The sequence below is a fragment of the Streptomyces sp. NPDC052101 genome, from assembly GCF_040680235.1.
Lineage (GTDB): Bacteria > Actinomycetota > Actinomycetes > Streptomycetales > Streptomycetaceae > Streptomyces.
This window is the reverse complement of sequence record NZ_JBFAWH010000003.1, coordinates 319,233-335,083: the sequence shown is the minus strand read 5'-3', so window position 1 is coordinate 335,083 and position 15,851 is coordinate 319,233. Positions and strand designations below refer to the sequence as shown.

14 protein-coding genes and 1 pseudogene are annotated in these 15,851 nt (G+C 70.9%); 6 read left to right on the top strand and 9 right to left on the bottom strand.

Translation table 11 applies throughout. The features are described 5' to 3' along the window. Nucleotides 1-102: 102 nt before the first annotated feature. Both AB0L75_RS08830 and AB0L75_RS08825 read left to right on the top strand, forming a co-directional pair. A complete protein-coding gene (locus tag AB0L75_RS08830; RefSeq protein WP_365177331.1) occupies nt 103-891 on the top strand; it encodes an SDR family oxidoreductase in 789 nt (262 codons plus the stop codon). 127 nt (nt 892-1,018) lie between these two features. Then, a complete protein-coding gene (locus tag AB0L75_RS08825; protein ID WP_365177328.1) occupies nt 1,019-2,572 on the top strand; it encodes a sodium:solute symporter family protein in 1,554 nt (517 codons plus the stop codon). An 8-nt stretch (nt 2,573-2,580) separates the two neighbouring features. On the opposite strand, the gene AB0L75_RS08820 is transcribed toward AB0L75_RS08825, so the two are convergent. Both AB0L75_RS08820 and AB0L75_RS08815 read right to left on the bottom strand, forming a co-directional pair. Then, entirely contained in the window at nt 2,581-3,696 is a 1,116-nt protein-coding gene (locus AB0L75_RS08820) for an ADP-ribosylglycohydrolase family protein (RefSeq protein ID WP_365177325.1), read from the bottom strand. A gap of 93 nt (nt 3,697-3,789) precedes the next feature. After that, a complete protein-coding gene (locus tag AB0L75_RS08815; RefSeq protein WP_365177322.1) occupies nt 3,790-4,530 on the bottom strand; it encodes a TetR/AcrR family transcriptional regulator C-terminal domain-containing protein in 741 nt (246 codons plus the stop codon). 106 nt (nt 4,531-4,636) lie between these two features. Between AB0L75_RS08815 and AB0L75_RS08810 the strand changes: the two genes are divergently transcribed. Continuing rightward, entirely contained in the window at nt 4,637-5,662 is a 1,026-nt protein-coding gene (locus tag AB0L75_RS08810) for an alpha/beta hydrolase (RefSeq protein WP_365177319.1), read from the top strand. Between the two features lie 21 nt (nt 5,663-5,683). On the opposite strand, the gene AB0L75_RS08805 is transcribed toward AB0L75_RS08810, so the two are convergent. The 3 genes from AB0L75_RS08805 to AB0L75_RS08795 all read right to left on the bottom strand — a co-directional run bounded on the left by AB0L75_RS08805 (nt 5,684) and on the right by AB0L75_RS08795 (nt 7,142). Next, nucleotides 5,684-5,875, bottom strand: a complete 192-nt coding sequence (locus AB0L75_RS08805; protein WP_365177315.1) for a hypothetical protein — start codon at nt 5,873-5,875, stop codon at nt 5,684-5,686. 64 nt (nt 5,876-5,939) lie between these two features. Next, nucleotides 5,940-6,287, bottom strand: a complete 348-nt coding sequence (locus AB0L75_RS08800; RefSeq protein WP_365177312.1) for a DUF6247 family protein — start codon at nt 6,285-6,287, stop codon at nt 5,940-5,942. A 75-nt stretch (nt 6,288-6,362) separates the two neighbouring features. Further along, the gene (locus tag AB0L75_RS08795; protein ID WP_365177309.1) at nt 6,363-7,142 is read right to left on the bottom strand and encodes a helix-turn-helix domain-containing protein; all 780 of its coding nucleotides are present in this window, start codon (nt 7,140-7,142) and stop codon (nt 6,363-6,365) included. Nucleotides 7,143-7,525: 383 nt separating this feature from the next. On the opposite strand from AB0L75_RS08795, the pseudogene AB0L75_RS08790 reads away from it, so the two are divergent. Further along, nucleotides 7,526-8,337, top strand: a pseudogene (locus AB0L75_RS08790) (helix-turn-helix transcriptional regulator). Beyond that, the gene (locus tag AB0L75_RS08785; protein WP_365177307.1) at nt 8,334-8,522 is read left to right on the top strand and encodes a DUF397 domain-containing protein; all 189 of its coding nucleotides are present in this window, start codon (nt 8,334-8,336) and stop codon (nt 8,520-8,522) included. The pseudogene AB0L75_RS08790 and the gene AB0L75_RS08785 overlap by 4 nt, the downstream one beginning before the upstream one ends. Nucleotides 8,523-8,539: 17 nt before the next feature. Here AB0L75_RS08785 and AB0L75_RS08780 read toward each other — a convergent pair whose 3' ends face one another. After that, nucleotides 8,540-11,035 (bottom strand): tetratricopeptide repeat protein, encoded by a 2,496-nt coding sequence (locus tag AB0L75_RS08780; RefSeq protein ID WP_365177304.1) that lies wholly within the window; start codon nt 11,033-11,035, stop codon nt 8,540-8,542. Between the two features lie 84 nt (nt 11,036-11,119). On the opposite strand from AB0L75_RS08780, the gene AB0L75_RS08775 reads away from it, so the two are divergent. Next, complete coding sequence (locus tag AB0L75_RS08775) at nt 11,120-11,626, top strand: DUF2165 domain-containing protein (protein ID WP_365177301.1); 507 nt, start codon at nt 11,120-11,122, stop codon at nt 11,624-11,626. Here the strand turns inward: AB0L75_RS08775 and AB0L75_RS08770 are convergent. From AB0L75_RS08770 to AB0L75_RS08760, 3 genes are read right to left on the bottom strand one after another with little or no spacing between them, the layout of a single operon-like run. Next, on the bottom strand, nt 11,619-12,182 hold the full coding sequence (locus tag AB0L75_RS08770) for a hypothetical protein (protein ID WP_365177298.1): 564 nt from the start codon (nt 12,180-12,182) through the stop codon (nt 11,619-11,621). The genes AB0L75_RS08775 and AB0L75_RS08770 overlap by 8 nt on opposite strands. Nucleotides 12,183-12,241: 59 nt before the next feature. Beyond that, a complete protein-coding gene (locus tag AB0L75_RS08765) occupies nt 12,242-14,827 on the bottom strand; it encodes a bifunctional FO biosynthesis protein CofGH (protein WP_365177296.1) in 2,586 nt (861 codons plus the stop codon). Further along, nucleotides 14,824-15,738, bottom strand: a complete 915-nt coding sequence (locus tag AB0L75_RS08760; RefSeq protein WP_365177293.1) for a TIGR03619 family F420-dependent LLM class oxidoreductase — start codon at nt 15,736-15,738, stop codon at nt 14,824-14,826. The genes AB0L75_RS08765 and AB0L75_RS08760 overlap by 4 nt, the downstream gene beginning before the upstream one ends. Nucleotides 15,739-15,851 lie beyond the last annotated feature (113 nt).

Genomic DNA, 15,851 nt, shown 5'->3' with positions numbered 1-15,851 from the left:
ACCCTCCTTCGGAGGGGGACGAAGTCAAGCGGTTCCCCTTTCCTGCGGTCACCCATACTCTGACGCTCCGTCAGATATAGCACCAGGTGCCGGGAGGCCGGAATGTCTCTGCTCGCAGACAAGACCGTCGTCGTCTCCGGGGTCGGGGCCGGGCTCGGCCATCAGGTCGCCGCCGCCGTCGTACGGGACGGCGGGAACGCGGTGCTCGGGGCGCGTACCGAGGCGAACCTCGCCAAGAGCGCGGCCGAGATCGATCCGGCGGGTGCGCGTACGGCGTACCGGGCGACGGACATCACCGACGAGGAGCAGTGCGAGCGGCTGGCCGCGCTGGCGCGGGAGCGGTTCGGCGGCATCGACGCGGTGGTCCATGTCGCGGCCCGGGACTCCCATTTCGGCGGGGTCGAGGACGCGGACTTCACGACCTGGCAGTCGGTCATCGACGTGAACCTGCTGGGCACCCTGCGGATGACGCGGGCGTGCCTGCCGTCGCTGAAGGCGGGCGGGGGCGGCAGCGTGGTCTTCATCGGGACGCAGTCGGCCCTCGCCGCGCCCTCCCAGGTGAAGCAGGCCGCGTACGCCGCGTCGAAGGGGGCGCTGACCAGCGCGATGTACTCGCTGGCGCGGGAACTCGGGCCGCACCGGATCCGCGTCAACACCGTACTGCCGGGCTGGATGTGGGGGCCGCCGGTGCAGGCGTACGTGACGTTCACCGCGCAGGCGGAAGGGGTGCCGCAGGAGGAGGTGCTCGGGCGGCTGACCGAGCGGATGGCGCTGCCGGAGCTGGCGACGGACGGGGATGTGGCGGACGCGGCGGTGTTCCTGTCCTCGGACCGGGCGCGCGCCATCACGGGCCAGTCGCTCCTGGTCAACGCGGGAGAGCTGATGCGCTGACCTCGCTCGCACCCAGCGAGTGGCTGTTCATGTAGATGAACACGAGTCATCAAGTAGAACATTTTTGCTGTGACTTGACCTTACGCTTGCTTGTCGTGTTCATGTGACCGCACCCACGATCGAGCACATGAACAGTCTCGACTGGGCCGTGCTCATCGGCTACTTCGGTGTGATGGTCGCGATCGGCGTCTGGTCGCACAAGCGCGTGGACAACGTCTCCGACTTCTTCACGGCCGGCGGCCGGATGCCCTGGTGGCTCTCCGGCATCTCGCACCACATGTCGGGCTACAGCGCGGTCATGTTCACCGGGTACGCGGGTATCGCCTACACCTACGGCGTCACCTCCTTCGTCACCTGGTCCTTCCCCATCGCGCTCGGCATCGCCATCGGGTCCAGGCTGTTCGCGCCCCGCATCAACCGGCTGCGTTCCCGGCTCCATGTGGCCTCGCCGCTGGAGTACCTGAAGAACCGCTACAACCTGCCCACCCAGCAGGCCCTCGCCTGGTCCGGCATGCTGCTGAAGATCGTGGACGTCGGCGCCAAGTGGGCGGCCATCGCCACCCTGTTGTCGGTGTTCACGGGCGTGTCGTTGAACCAGGGCATTCTCATCACCGGTGCGATCACGGCCGTGTACTGCACGATCGGCGGCCTGTGGGCGGACGCGCTGACCGAACTCGGCCAGTTCGCCATCCAGTTGCTCGCCGGAATCTCCATGTTCGTGGCCGTCGTACTGAAGCTGAACGACAAGCACATCGGCTTCCTCGGCGCCTGGAACCAACCGGCGCTGCACGGCCACGGCAGACCGCTGGTGGGCCCCTACGGCACCGTCTTCCTCCTCGCGTTCCTGTTCATCAAGCTCTTCGAGTACAACGGCGGCATGCTCAACCAGGCGCAGCGGTACATGGCGACGGGCAGCGCCCGCGCCGCCGAGCGCGGGGCCCGCCTGTCGGCGGCGCTGTGGCTGATCTGGCCGGTGGTGCTGTTCTTCCCGATGTGGATGTCCCCGCTCCTGGTCCACGCCCAGAAGCCGGACGGTTCCGACTCCTACGGCCTGATGACCGAACAGCTGCTGCCACACGGCTTGTTGGGCCTGGTCATCGTCGGCTTCTTCTCCCACACGATGGCCATGTGCTCCTCCGACGCGAACGCGATCGCGGCGGTGTTCACACGGGACGTGGCACCGGTGCTGTCCGCTCGCGCGCGGGCCTGGAGCGAGCGCTCGGGACTGATCGCGGCGCGCGTGACGACGGTCCTCTTCCTGGGCCTGTCGATGACTGTGGCCACCCAGGTCAACTCCCCCGCGTTCAAGGACATCATCACGGTCGTCATCAAGTGGGTCGCCGGTCTGATGGGGCCGATCGCCATCCCGATGATGCTGGGTCTGCTCCGCCCGTTCCGCCGCTCGGGCCCGACGGCGGCGCTGACCAGCTGGGCGGCGGGGCTGCTGGCGTTCTGGCTGGTCAACTACCCCGTCAACTGGAACGTCTCCGGCGGAGTCCCCCTCCAGTACCAGGTCTCGGTCCCGCTGGCGGTGTCCCTGGTCCTGTACATCGCCATCGGCTATGTGAAGCCGGAGGACACGCCGGAGAGGCTGGCCGTCATCGAGAAGGTCAACACGGACGGGGATCCGGCGGCGGCCCTACCGGTCCCTGCCGGGGACGATGTCGTGGGGGCGCCGTAGCCAGCCCCTCAGGCCCGCGGATACCTCGCCAGCCACCCGGGAGACGATCCCGCCGGACCGTGCAGCGCGGGCCCCTGGGTCATCTCCATCGCGAAGTCGTCGGCGATCTCCAGCACCGTCGGCCGCCCCTCCAGCTCCGCCAGCCACCCCGGCGGAAGGGCCGTCTCGCCGTGCAGCGCACCGAGCAGCCCGCCGGTCAGCGCGCCCGCCGCGGCCGACGGCCCGCCCTGGTTCACCGCCAGGCACAGCCCGTGCCGCACGTCCTCCCCGACCAGCGCGCAGTACACGGACGCCGCCAGCAGCCCGTCCGCCGTACCGTCCCCGGCCAGTTCCTCCACCCGCGTCGGGCCGGGGATCCCCTGCCGCACCGCACCGAGGGCATGCTGCAGGGCGTCCGAGACGGGCTGGTGGCCGGGGCGGGCGGCGAGCAGGGCGAGGGCCCGCTGCACGGCGCCGTCCAGGCTCTCGCCCCGGGCCAGCGCATGCACGATCACGGCGTACGCGCCCGCCGAGAGGTACGCGATCGGGTGCCCGTGGCTCTGCGCGGCGCACTCCACCGCCAGCTGCACGACGAGCTGCGGCTCCCAGCCGACCAGCAGCCCGAACGGCGCCGAGCGGGCCACCGCCTCCGGACCCAGCTCGCCGGGGTTCTTCGGTGACTCCAGGGTGCCCATGGCATCGTCGGCGAATCCGATGAGCAGGGGGCGGCTCGGCTCACGGCGGGCGTAGAGCCACTCCTCCCGCGCGAGCCAGCCGTCGTCCTTGCGGCGCTCGTCCGGTCCCCAGTCCCGCTGGGTGGCCGCCCAGCGCAGATACGCCCGGTGCAGATCGGTCGGCGGATGCCAGGCGCCGGTGTCGCGGCGCACCTGGGCGCGTATCAGCCCGTCCACCGTGAAGAGGGTGAGCTGGGTGTGGTGGGTGACCGTGCCGCGCCGGCCGTGGCCGAAGGCCAGGTCCAGCAGTCCCTCGGGGCCGTATGTCGCCCGGATCTCCTCCAGGGACAGCGGATCGGCGGGCCCGCCGAGGGCATCGCCCACGGCGGCCCCGAGCAGGGTGCCGCGCACCCGGCTGCGGAAGTCCTGCTGCTCGGCTCGGCCCCAGACGGCGCCGGATGTCGCACTCACCCAGACCTCCTCGGCACCGTCCGTCCGTACGACGCTCAGCACTGTAATCGACGGCGAACGGTCCGTTCACGGGGGCAAATCACCCCCCACGGGTCATTCCCGCCCAGCCATGAGCGCTTCGACCCCGTCGAGAATCCGGTCGAGCCCGAACTCCAGCGGATCGGTCCCGTCCGGGGCGAAGGCACCGTCGGCCAGGGCCCTGGCGAGGGCCGGGAAGCGGTCCGCGTGCCGGGTGAGCAGTTCGCCGGTGAGCCGCTCCCACTCCCGGTCCCGTTCCTCGTCGTAGTCGCCGCGCTGCTGGGCGCGGTTGCGGACGAGCCCGATGAGCAGCAGGAAGACCTGGTGGCGCCGGCCGCCGTCCAGACCCGTCGGCTCCAGCGCGGCGAGCGCCGCGTCCAGCCAGGCCAGCTGGCAGGGTCCCAGGATCTGGCGGCGCATCGCGGTGGCACCGAGCAGCCAGGGGTGGGCCGCGTAGACACCTGCGCACTGCCGGGTCCACTCCCGTACGGCCGCCCGCCAGTCCCCCTGCGGCACGCCGGACAGATCCGGGCCCTCGGCCAGCACCGCCTCCACCATCAGCTCGACGAGTTCGGCCTTCCCCGGGACGTACCGGTACAGGGCCATGGCCGACACCCCGAAGCCACCGGCCACCTTGTTCATGGAGACCGCGTCCAGTCCCTCCGCGTCGGCGAGTTCGGCGGCGGCGGCCGCGATGCGCTGCGGGGTCAGCTTCGGTTTGGGTCCGCGCGTGGGCTGCTCCTGCTCTCCCCACAGCAGCGCGAGGGCCACCCGCGGATCACGGTCCTGCTCCTGCTCCCTCTTCCGCCCGCCCATGGCTCCCCTTCCGATCGCGTCCCGGCGAAGCCGGTTGACTCCGCCCACCAACTGTATATACCTTAAACACAACAGCTGACGGCATAAACAGTTTAGGGGGAACACCATGCTGCTGACCTACCGCGCCCTCAAGCGCCGCGCCCTCGCCAGGAAGCTCGCGATCACCACCCCGAACGGCATCGACGAGTCCTCGTACGTCCGCATCGGCGGCATCGACCAATGGATCTCCGTACGCGGCGAGGACCGGGCCAACCCCGTGATCCTGGAGATCCACGGCGGCCCCGGCGCCTCCAACCTGATCTTCACCCCGCGCACCCGGGCCTGGGAGCGGCACTTCACGATCGTCCGCTGGGACATGCGCGGCGCCGGCCGGACCTTCGCGGCGGGCGGACCGCAGGGCCAGGGCGAGCTGACCCTCGACCGCCTCCACCAGGACGCCCTGGAGGTCACGGACCACATCCGCACCCGCCTCGGCGTGGACAAGGTCCTGCTGCTCGCCAACAGCTTCGGCACGGTCACCGGCCTGCGCCTGGCCCGCAGCCACCCCGAGCGGTACTCGGCGTACGTCGGCACGGACCAGAACATCATCGAAGGCGGCCGGGACACCTCCGCCTACGAATCGCTGCTGGCCCGACTGCGGACGGCGGGCAGGAAGAAGCAGCTGGCGACGGTGACGGCCATGGGACCGGACCGGTCCGCCTGGTCGGCCCACGCGTGGGCCGAGTACGCGAAGACGGTGGTCACGACCGACCCCCTCACCTACGACACGATGAAGACCGTCGTGTTCCGCTCCCTCTGGTTCTCCCCGCTCCACACCCTTCGCGACCTGCGCGCTTTCCTGAAGGCCCAGACCTTCTCGGAGCCGCTCGGACCCCAGGCGACGACCATCGACGAGTACGCCGAGGGCACCGTGTTCCGCCTCCCCTTCTTCCTCTTCCAGGGCGACAGCGACGTCCTCACCCCGCCGGAACCGGCCCGCCGCTTCTACGACGAAGTCACCGCCCCGGTGAAGGACTTCGCCCTCATCGGGGAGGCGAGCCACTTCGCGTCCTTCCGCCACCCCGACCGGTTCCTGGACCTGCTCCTGACGAAGGTGCGGCCGGTGGTGACGGGGGAGGCCGCCCGGCACTGAGGGCGGGGCGTCAGGACAGGGTCAGCCGTACCACGTGATGTTGCAGACGTAGACGCAGGCGTGGCGGGGTACGGCAAGGAAGCTGATGAAGCCGCGACCACCGAGGATGTCGAACTCGCGGAGTCCGCCCTCGCGATCGAGAGGCCTACCCACTTTGACGGCGTCGTGACCCAGGGCGGCCAGCTCGGCCACGAGCCGCTCCACCTCCGCCACCACTCCCGGCGGCAGCCCTCCGTGACGTACTCGGCGTTCGGGTTGTAGTCCCAAGCCCAGTCCGTCAAAGCCCGGCCTCCGCTTCGGCCGCCTCGCGGATCGCGCGGATCTCTGCGATGGCCGCCGTCGGGTCCTGCTCCCCCGTATCCACGATGCGCTCCAGTTCGCGCAGGCGGGCGGCCCGTTCCGGATGTCGTTCGACGGCGATGAACACGGCCCAGGAGTGCACGAAGGCATGCAGCGGCGCAAGGCCCTGGGTCTGCTGAGCGTTGGTCGTGGCCTCGAAGAGGTGCTGTGTCAGCGCCGGAATCCGACTCGGAGCGATGCGCGCGACCGCCGCCCGCAACGCGTCCGGCGTCAGCTCGGGCATGGGGATCAGCGGTCCGTACGGGCCGTCGGTCTGGGCGCTCACGGTGACCTCCGGTGCGAGTGGCTCGGTCCTCTTACGGTTACCGGTGGAGTCGGCAACACGCGGGCGACGCGGCGCTCATGCCACGGCCACGGACGACGTCCGGCAATCGCGGCACCGGCCTGGGTGAGGGGCTCGGAAGGCCCGATCGCAGCCGTCGCAGGTCTGGAGCGGGCAGGGGCGTTCCCGTACCGGAGCGGGAGCCGAGCTGGGGAGGTGGGGCGGCAGTTGGGCGGTGAGGCGGTGGTGCAGGAAGGCCGCCGGGTGCTTGATCGGATCCTTGGGCAGCCCGGTCGTCAAGATGCGCACTACGGCGGTGGACGGCACTCCTCGCTCCAGCCACTCGGAAACGGCCGGTGCCAGACGGTGTACGTCCCGTTCGGTCAGCAGCAGGCGGGAGTCATGGGCCCGGAGTCCGGCGAGCAGTTCAGTGGCCTTGCCGGGCGGTGCGGGAGCCTTCGGTGGAGCCGCGGGCTCGGGAACGGCCGGAGCCGCGGCGGCCACCGCGAGCCTCGGCTTGTTGTACGAGATCGTCCGGGTCGTCATTTGCCCCGATTGAAGACGCTCCCTGGGGCGCGCGAGGTATCCGTGTTCCTCCAGCTCGCGAAGGGCCGCCGCGATCCGGATCTCGCCCTCGGGGAACTTCGCCGCCAGCGCCTTGATGCCGATCGGCGTGCCCTCCGGCAACGACTGGATGTGCAGTGCCAGTCCGATGGCCACCAGGGACATCTCGGGGTGCTGGGCCAGGTGATTGCCGACCACAGTGAAGTTGTCGTGGTGGGGTTCGTTCACGTGGGTGACGCCGGACGAATGCCGGGTCTTGGGGCGTGCGGGCGCGTTACGCTGCTTGTCAGTCACAGGGAAGCCTTTTCTTCCTCGGTGATCAGGCCCTCGCACTGGGATGGCAGTCCCGGCGAGGGCCGATGCATGTCTGGGGTTGCCGTCGCCGACGTTGCACCACAACTGCCCTTCCGTGCCAGTTGCATTGGGCATATTCACTCCGGCGAGTGAGCGACGGGGGCGGTGGGGGTGGGTTCGGTTCTTTCCCCGGTTCTTTGGTGTTTTGGCGTCGGGCATCGCCGGATCATGGCCCGCTGCGACCCGGTACGAGTTTGGCCCGGACCGTCCTGGCTGGAGTCACCCATGTGGTTTTTCTGATTCATGTCACCCAGCGTGGCCGCCCCTCCCTACTCTGAATAGTGACGCATCAGACACCGAGTGTGACCATCGGGGAGGGAATGGTGGAGGACGAGGAGGCCGAGGCCGTGCTCAGGGCGGTCGGGCGGCAGATCAAGTTGTGGCGGGAGGCCGCCGGGCTGAAGCAGACGGAGCTGGGGGCCGCGATCGGGTACGGCGAGGACCTGGTCTCCGCTGTGGAACGCGCGGTGCGCACACCACAACCCGAGTTCCTCGACGGGGCCGATGAAGTGCTGGGCGCGGGCGGGAAGTTGGCCGCGATGAAGGCCGACGTGGAGAAGGCCAGGCATCCGAAGAAGGTTCGGGATCTGGCCAAGCTGGAAGAGGAGGCCGGCGAACTCGGGGCCTACGCCAACCATTACGTGCACGGCCTGTTGCAGACCCCCGAGTACGCAAGAGCCCTGTACACGATGCGGCGCCCGTCGTATACCGAGGACGAAATCGACCGCCATGTCAGTGCACGCCTGGCACGACAGGAAATCTTCGAGCGAGTACCACGTCCCACTCTCACCTTCGTCCAGGAGGAGGTGACCCTGCGACGACCCATCGGCGGTCGACCCGTGCTGCACAAGCAGCTGAAACACCTCCTGGCAATCGGGAGGTTGAGGCACGTCGAGATCCAGGTGATGCCAACCGACCGCGAAGATCACGCGGGAATGGGCGGGCCCATCCGCCTGCTGAAGCTCCGGAACGGCAAGACAGTTGCCCACGAAGAGGGACAGACCTACAACCGCGTGGTCAGTGATCCACGGGAGGTACAGCTCGTCGAGATGCGCTATGGGATCACCGGGCGCAGGCTCTCTCGCCCCGGGAATCGCTGGCCTTCATCGAGAAGTTGATCGGAGAAGTGACATGACCTCCACTCCACTGAACTGGTTCAAGAGCAGCTACAGCAGCAACGAGGGTCCCGACTGCGTCGAAGTAGCCATAACCCCCGTCACCATCCACATCCGCGACTCCAAGGACAAGGACGGCGCTCAGCTCGCCGTCGGCGAAGAGACCTGGACAGAGTTCGTCGGCTTCGCCGCTCACTCCGCCTAACGCGTCCGTACTGCACTTCAGTTGACCGAAGACGGGTGGTGGCGCGGTGGCGGGGGCGCCGGTGTGGACAGTCGGGCGGCGTGCGCCTCGTCGGCCGTGGCCCGGTCGTCGTCGCCGAGGCGGCGGTGCACCTCTGCCCGGCGCTCCAGCGCCCACACATAGACGGGGTTGAGCCGCAGGGCGCGGTCGAAGTCGGTGAGGGCCTCGCGGAGGCGGCCCAGGTTGGCCCGTGAGGCGCCGCGGCTCGCGTACGCCGATGCGTAGTCGGGGTCCAGGGCGAGGGCCCGGTCGTAGTCGACGAGGGCCTCCTCGTCCCGGCCGGCCACCCGCAGCGCGTCACCGCGCTGGCAGCGGCCCCAGGCCCAGTCCGGCTGGAGGGTGAGGGCGCGGTCCAGGTCGGCGAGCTGCCGGGTCCAGTCCCGGTGGGCGCGCCACAGGCGGGCCCTGCGGGCCAGCGCCCACGCGTAGTCGGGGTTGAGTTCGAGCGCCCGGTTCAGATCGGCGAGGGCCTCGTCCAGCTCGCCGAGGGCGAGGCGGGCCGCGCCCCGGGAGGCCCAGGCGAAGGACTGGGCGGGATCGAGCCGGATCCCCTGGTCGAGGTCGGTCAGCGCCTCGTCGTACCGGCCCAGCATCCGCAGATGCTCGCCGCGCAGGAACATGTTGTACGGGTTGTCCGGCTCCAGCTCCAGCACCCGCCGCAGATCCTCCAGGGCCCCGCGGTAGTCGCCGAGCGAGCTGCGCGCCAGGACCTTGCCGCGCAGGGCCCGCACCAGAGTGGGGTCGAGCGCGAGGGCACGGTCGTACTCCTGCAGTGCTCCCTGCTGGTCGCCGTCGCGGGCCAGGGCGTCACCGCGTACCGCGTACGCCGCCGCCCGCCACGGCTCCTCGCCGCGCGCCCGGTCCAGCAGCAGGGCCGCCACCCCGGCCACCGCGTCCGCCACGAACGCCTCCGCCAGCGCGCTCCCCCAGCTCTCCAGGTTCCGCGCACCGGTGGCACCCGCGTCCTCGCCTGCCTCCACCAGCAGCCGCACCCAGCGCCACAGGACGTCGTCGCCGTGGTCGCAGGCCGTGACGACGTCCGCCAGTACGGCGGGCAGCGCGGCGCGGGGATCCGCGCACAGCGAGTGGTAGGACTCGGCAAGGCGCAGCTCCCGCCAGTCCTCCTCCTTCCAGAACTCGCCCGGCTCCAGGGCGGATTCGGTCTCCGTGAGCCATCGCCCGAACGTCCGGGCCAGCCGCCGGTGCCGCTCGGCCCAGCCCCTGGGCGACTGGCGGCGCTGGAGCCGCAGCATCGGCGCCCGGACGAGGTCGTGGTACCGCATCCGGTCGCCGCGCCCGCTGACGAACGGCAGGCCCTGCAGCCAGGCGTACAGCGCGTCGAACTCGTCCTGCGGGCACTCGACCACGGCCCGGAACACATCCGCGTCCAGCGTCCGGGGCAGCGCACAGGCCAGCGCGGCGGCCCGGCGCACCGGATCCTGCTCCCACTTCAGGAACCGCTCCACGGCCGTCGCGCTGGGATCGCCCACGTCCCGCGGGTCGGCCGGGCGGGTCTCGGCCAGGGTCGACACGAGCACCGGCAGACCGCCGGTCAGCCGCAGCACCTCGGCGACGACCGGCTCGTCCCTGACGCCCTTGCCCGCGAGGAGTCCGCGCGCCTCCGCCTCCGTGAACGGGCCGAGCGGCACGTCCGCCACGAAGTCCGCGAATCCGCCCCAGCGGGCCGGGGCGAGCGGAAGCTGGCCCGCGGTCACGAGGACGACGTCGGCCGGCAGGGTGCCGTACCGGTCCGTCGTCATGATGTCGTGCAGCCAGCCGTCCAGGAACCGGCCCGTGCGCTCGTAGGTGTCGAAGAGCAGGACGATCCACGGTACGGCGGAGGCGGCGGCCGCGAGTTCGCCCAGCAGGGTCGGCGTCAGGGCCCGCTCCGGCGACAGCACCAGGTTCACGTCGTCCTGGTTGCGGAACCGTGCGCTGAGTCCCGCGCGCAACCGGTCGGCGCCCTCGGCGAGCCGGTCCGCGTCCAGCGCGCCCGCGAACGGTCCGACGCCCGGCACCATGCCGAGCCCGACGAGCCCGGCCCGTGCCACGGCCTGCGCACCCGCCGACGGGCGCGGCGCCGTCTCCGGGTCGAGGGCGAGGGCCGCGGCCTCGGCCTCGTGCCGCCGCTCACGGTAGGCGGCCAGCTGCCGTTCGAGTTCCTTGCATCGGTGGCCCTGCTGCGCGAGTTGACGGCCGATCGCCGCCATCGCCTCCGGCACGCTCCCCGCGCTCTCGTCGACGTACGCCGTCAGCGCCCCGCGCTCGCGCGCTATCTGTTCCAGCTCCCGGACCAGGAAGGTCTTTCCGACACCTGCGTTCCCGTGCACGTGGAAGAGGAAGCGGTGCCGCTCGTCCTCGGGCGGAAGGTCCAAGTTCTCCCGGAACGTGGCCCGTTCGTCGCCGCGTCCGACGAAGCCCGCCCGTCTGCGCCGCCCGATCAGCTCCTGCATCGACGCCCGTTCCCGCGCCATCCCCACGCCCCTCCCGCAGCCCGCCTCCTCATTCTGGCGCAATGGCCACGCGATAAGCGCCGTCCGGCAGTGGAGAATTCAGCCATGACCACCACCCCCACGCGTCACACCGGCCTCACGCTGGCCGCCGGTGTGCTCACCGGAATACTCGCTCTCTACATCGCCCTCGTCGCCTTCGGGAACATCACCGACTTCGGGACGAACCAGCAGTTCGTACGGCATGTGCTGGCGATGGACACGACCTTCCACGACAAGGACCTGATGTGGCGGGCCATCACCAGCACCGGGCTTCAGGACACCGCCTACGTCCTGATCATCGCGTGGGAGACGGCATCCGCCCTGGTCCTGATCTGGGGCACGTATCTGTGGGCGCGGCGCCGAAGCGACCTCGCCCGGCGCATCTCCACCTACGGGCTGCTGATGCTGTTGCTGCTCTTCGGCGCCGGGTTCATCGCGATCGGCGGCGAGTGGTTCTCGATGTGGCAGTCCAAGGCCTGGAACGGGCTGGAGGCCGCGACCCGGATCTTCCTGTTCAGCGGGGTCGCCCTGATCGTCAACCAGCTTCCCCCGCGGGAGCGGGAAGCTATGTGACGATCATCACCTTGATGCCCTGATCACCGAAGGACCACAGGGCGGCGCCGTCTTCCTTGTGCATACGGATGCCGCCCAGCTTCTGACCGCCCGCCGGGGGCGGCGAGGAGCCGTCCAGGGCGTTGGAGAAGGCGACGTTCACGCCCTGCACCCTGGTTATGTACATGACGTGCTCGATCTCGACGCCGTCCGACCCCTTCAGGGACTGCCGGCTCGCGATGATCGAGTAACGGCCGGGCTGCGGGCTCACCGTGCCCGGCCACACCGTGAACGTACGGATCACCTTGCCCGTCGCGTCGACCAGCCACACTCGCTTCTCGCCGAGCGAGTACACGATCCGGCGACCCTCGCCCGACCCGGCCGGCAGCGCGGGCGGGGCCGAGGGCTTCGGGGTCGCGGACGCATGGGCGCCCGCGGACGCCGTCGCGCCGGGCTTCGCCACGGCGGCCGTGGGATGCGGCCCGTGGTCCGCCTGTACGGCGAGGGCGACGACGGCCGCGGTCGCCCCCGCCGTCAGGCCGGTGACCCAGGCCCACGAGGGCAGTCGGGCAGCCACGGGTACGCATCTCCTCCGCTACGGGGCCCCGTCTCAGGTCCGGGGTCGGATCATCGTACTCAGTCCAGGACCGGCAGCAGTTCCGGCAGGTGCCCGTCGGACGCCTCGGCCGCCCGCTGCCGCTCCGCGGAGACCTCGCCGTAGAACGTGGTGCGCGGACGGGCCGGGCGGCCGGCCGCCTCCGCCACGGCCACCAGGTCGCGGATCGACTTGTACGAGCCGTACGACGAGCCCGCCATGCGCGAGATCGTCTCCTCCATCAGGGTCCCCCCGAGATCGTTCGCGCCGGAGCGGAGCATCTCCGCCGCCCCCTCCGCGCCCAGTTTGACCCAACTTGTCTGGATGTTGGGGATCCAGGGGTGCAGCAGGAGGCGGGCCATCGCCGTCACCGCCCTGTTGTCCCGGGCCGTCGGGCCCGGCCGGGCGATGCCCGCGAGGTACACCGGCGCGTTGGTGTGGATGAACGGCAGCGTCACGAACTCGGTGAAGCCGCCCGTCTCGCGCTGGATCCGGGCCAGCGTGCGCAGATGGCCGAGCCAGTGGCGGGGCTGGTCGACATGGCCGTACATCATCGTCGAGGACGAGCGGATGCCCAGCTCATGGGCGGTCGTGATCACCTCGATCCACGTCGCCGTCGGCAGCTTGCCCTTGGTCAGCACCCAGCGGACCTCGTCGTCGAGGATCTCCGCCGCCGTCCCGGGGATGGTGTCGAGGCCCGCCTCCTTGGCGGCGGAGAGCCACTCCCGGATCGGCATCCCCGTCCTGGTCGCGCCGTTGACCACCTCCATCGGCGAGAAGGCGTGCACATGCATGCCAGGGACGCGGGACTTCACCGACCTGGCGATGTCGAAGTACGCCGTGCCCGGCAGGTCGGGGTGGATGCCGCCCTGCATGCACACCTCGACCGCGCCCACGTCCCAGGCCTGCTGGGCGCGGTCGGCGACCTGCTCCAGGGAGAGGGTGTAGGCGTCGGCGTCCGTCCTGCGCTGCGCGAAGGCGCAGAAGCGGCAGCCGGTGTAGCAGACGTTGGTGAAGTTGATGTTGCGGGTGACGATGTATGTCACCTCGTCGCCGACCGCCGACTTCCGTACGTCGTCGGCGATTGCCGTCACCGCGTCCAGCGCCGGGCCGTCCGCGTGCAGCAGGGCCAGGGCCTCGGCGTCGGTCAGCCTCGTCGGGTCGTCGGCCGCCGTGCGCAGCGCCTGCCGGACGTCCGTGTCGATGCGCTCCGGGGCCATGCCTGGGGCGGCCGCCTCGCGCAGCGCCTCCCAGTCGCCGTACACCTCGTCGAAGTCGTCGCGCCGGTCCGCGGTGCGGCCCTCGGTGTCGATCGTGCGGTGCAGGTCGGTGCGGCCGGCCGGGACGAACGCCTCCTCCGGCTCCTGCCACGGGTGGCCCTCGACGGTCGCGTCCGGGCGGGCCAGGCCCGTCTCCGGATCGGCGAGCGCGCTCACGTGCGGGCGCAGCCGCGGGTCCAGCCAGGGCTCGCCGCGGCGCACGAACTCCGGGTAGACGCAGAGACGTTCACGCAGCTCGAACCCCGCGGCCCGGGAGCGTGCGGTGAGTTCCTCGATCTGCGGCCAGGGGCGCTCGGGGTTGACATGGTCGATGGTCAGCGGCGACACCCCGCCCCAGTCGTCGATGCCGGCGCCGATCAGCCGCTCGTACTCGGAGTCGACCAGGTTCGGCGGGGCCTGCAGGCACGCGGACGGGCCCATGATGTGCCGGGCCACGGCAACCGTGGCGACCAGCTCGTCCAGTTCGGCGTCCGGCATGCCGCGCATCGCCGTGTCCGGCTTGGCGCGGAAGTTCTGGATGATCAGCTCCTGGATGCCGTGGTGGGCCCGGGAGACCTTGCGGAGCGCGAAGAGGGACTCGGCCCGCTCCTCGTGGGTCTCGCCGATGCCGATGAGCAGCCCGGAGGTGAAGGGCACCGAGGAGCGGCCGGCGTCCTCCAGCACCCGCAGCCGCACGGCCGGTTCCTTGTCCGGGGAGCCGTGGTGCGGGCCGCCGGGCTCGGACCAGAGCCGGGTCGCGGTCGTCTCCAGCATCATGCCCATGGAGGGCGCCACCGGCTTGAGCCGCTGGAAGTCCGTCCACGTCATCACGCCGGGGTTGAGATGGGGCAGCAGCCCCGTCTCCTCCAGGATCCGGATGGAGATGGCGCGGACATACGCGATGGTGTCGTCATAACCGTGCGCGTCGAGCCACTCGCGCGCCTCGGGCCACCGGTCCTCCGGCTTGTCGCCGAGGGTGATCAGGGCTTCCTTGCAGCCGAGGGCGGCGCCCTTGCGGGCGATGTCCAGCACCTCGTCCGGGGACATGAACATCCCGTGGCCGGCCCGGCGCAGCTTGCCGGGGACGGTGACGAAGGTGCAGTAGTGGCATTTGTCCCGGCACAGCCGGGTGAGGGGGATGAAGACGCTCTTCGAGTACGTGATGACGCCGGACCGGCCCGCCTGTTCGAGGCCCGCGTCACGCACCCGGGCGGCGGACGCGGCGAGGTCGGTCAGGGCCTCGCCGCGGGCCTGGAGCAGCACCGCCGCCTCGGCGACGTCGAGGGCGACGCCGTCCCGGGCGCGTTTGAGGGCGCGACGCATGGAGTTCTCGGTCGGGCCGGTTCCGGAGGTCGCGGAAGTCGTCATCCCTCGAGGATACGTTCGGGGTGATCAGAGCAAGGGGGCTCCGCCCGGCCTACCGAAAGGTCGCCCTGCAGAAGGCTTCCGTACTCGTCGAGCACCCCCAGCACCTCCGCCTCCCCCGCCGGCGGCAACTGCAGTACGACCTCCTCGATACCCAGCTCCGCGTAGTGGGCGAGCTTGCCCGGGGTCGGCTGGACCGCGTACGGGACGACCTGGAGGGCTGCCGGGTCGCGGCCCGCGTCCGCCCAGGCCGAGCGCAGGACGGGCAGGGACTCGGCGAGGCCCCGGCCGCCGATCGGCAGCCAGCCGTCGGCGTACTCGGCGATGTGCGCGAACAGCTTCGGCCCGGCGGTGCCGCCGACGAGGGTGCGCGGGCCGGTGACCGGGCCGCGCGGCTTCTGCGCCGGCTTGGGGTACGCGTGGCTGGCCCGTACGCCGCCGAACTCACCGTCGTAGGGCGTCGGTTCGGCGGCCCACAGCGCCTGCATCAGCCGCATCCGGTCCCGGACCAGCTCCCGGCGCCGGCGCCATGCCACACCGTGGTCGGCGGCCTCCTCGACGTTCCAGCCGTAGCCGAGGCCGAGGGTGAAGCGGCCGCCGGACAGGTGGTCCAGGGTGGCGATCTGCTTGGCGAGGGCGATGGGGTCGTGCTGGGCGAGGAGGGTGACGCCCGTGCCGAGGGCCAGCCGCCGGGTGACGGCGGCGGCTTGGCCGAGGGCGACGAAGGGGTCGAGGGTGCGGCCGTACTCGCGGGGGAGGTCACCGCCGACCGGGTACGGGGTGGTGCGCTCGACCGGGATGTGGGTGTGCTCGGGCAGGTAGAGGCCGGCGTAGCCGCGCTGCTCCAGTTCGCGGGCGAGTCGGACCGGCGTGACGGTCTCGTCGGTGAGGAAGATGGTGACGGCGATACGCATGACCCATCTGTACCGGGCCGGAAGACCCCTGTCCATACCGACTGGTCGGCACCATCGGACCACTGCCAGTAATGATGTCGCGCGCATGACACGCAGCCGTTGGCCAGATCCCG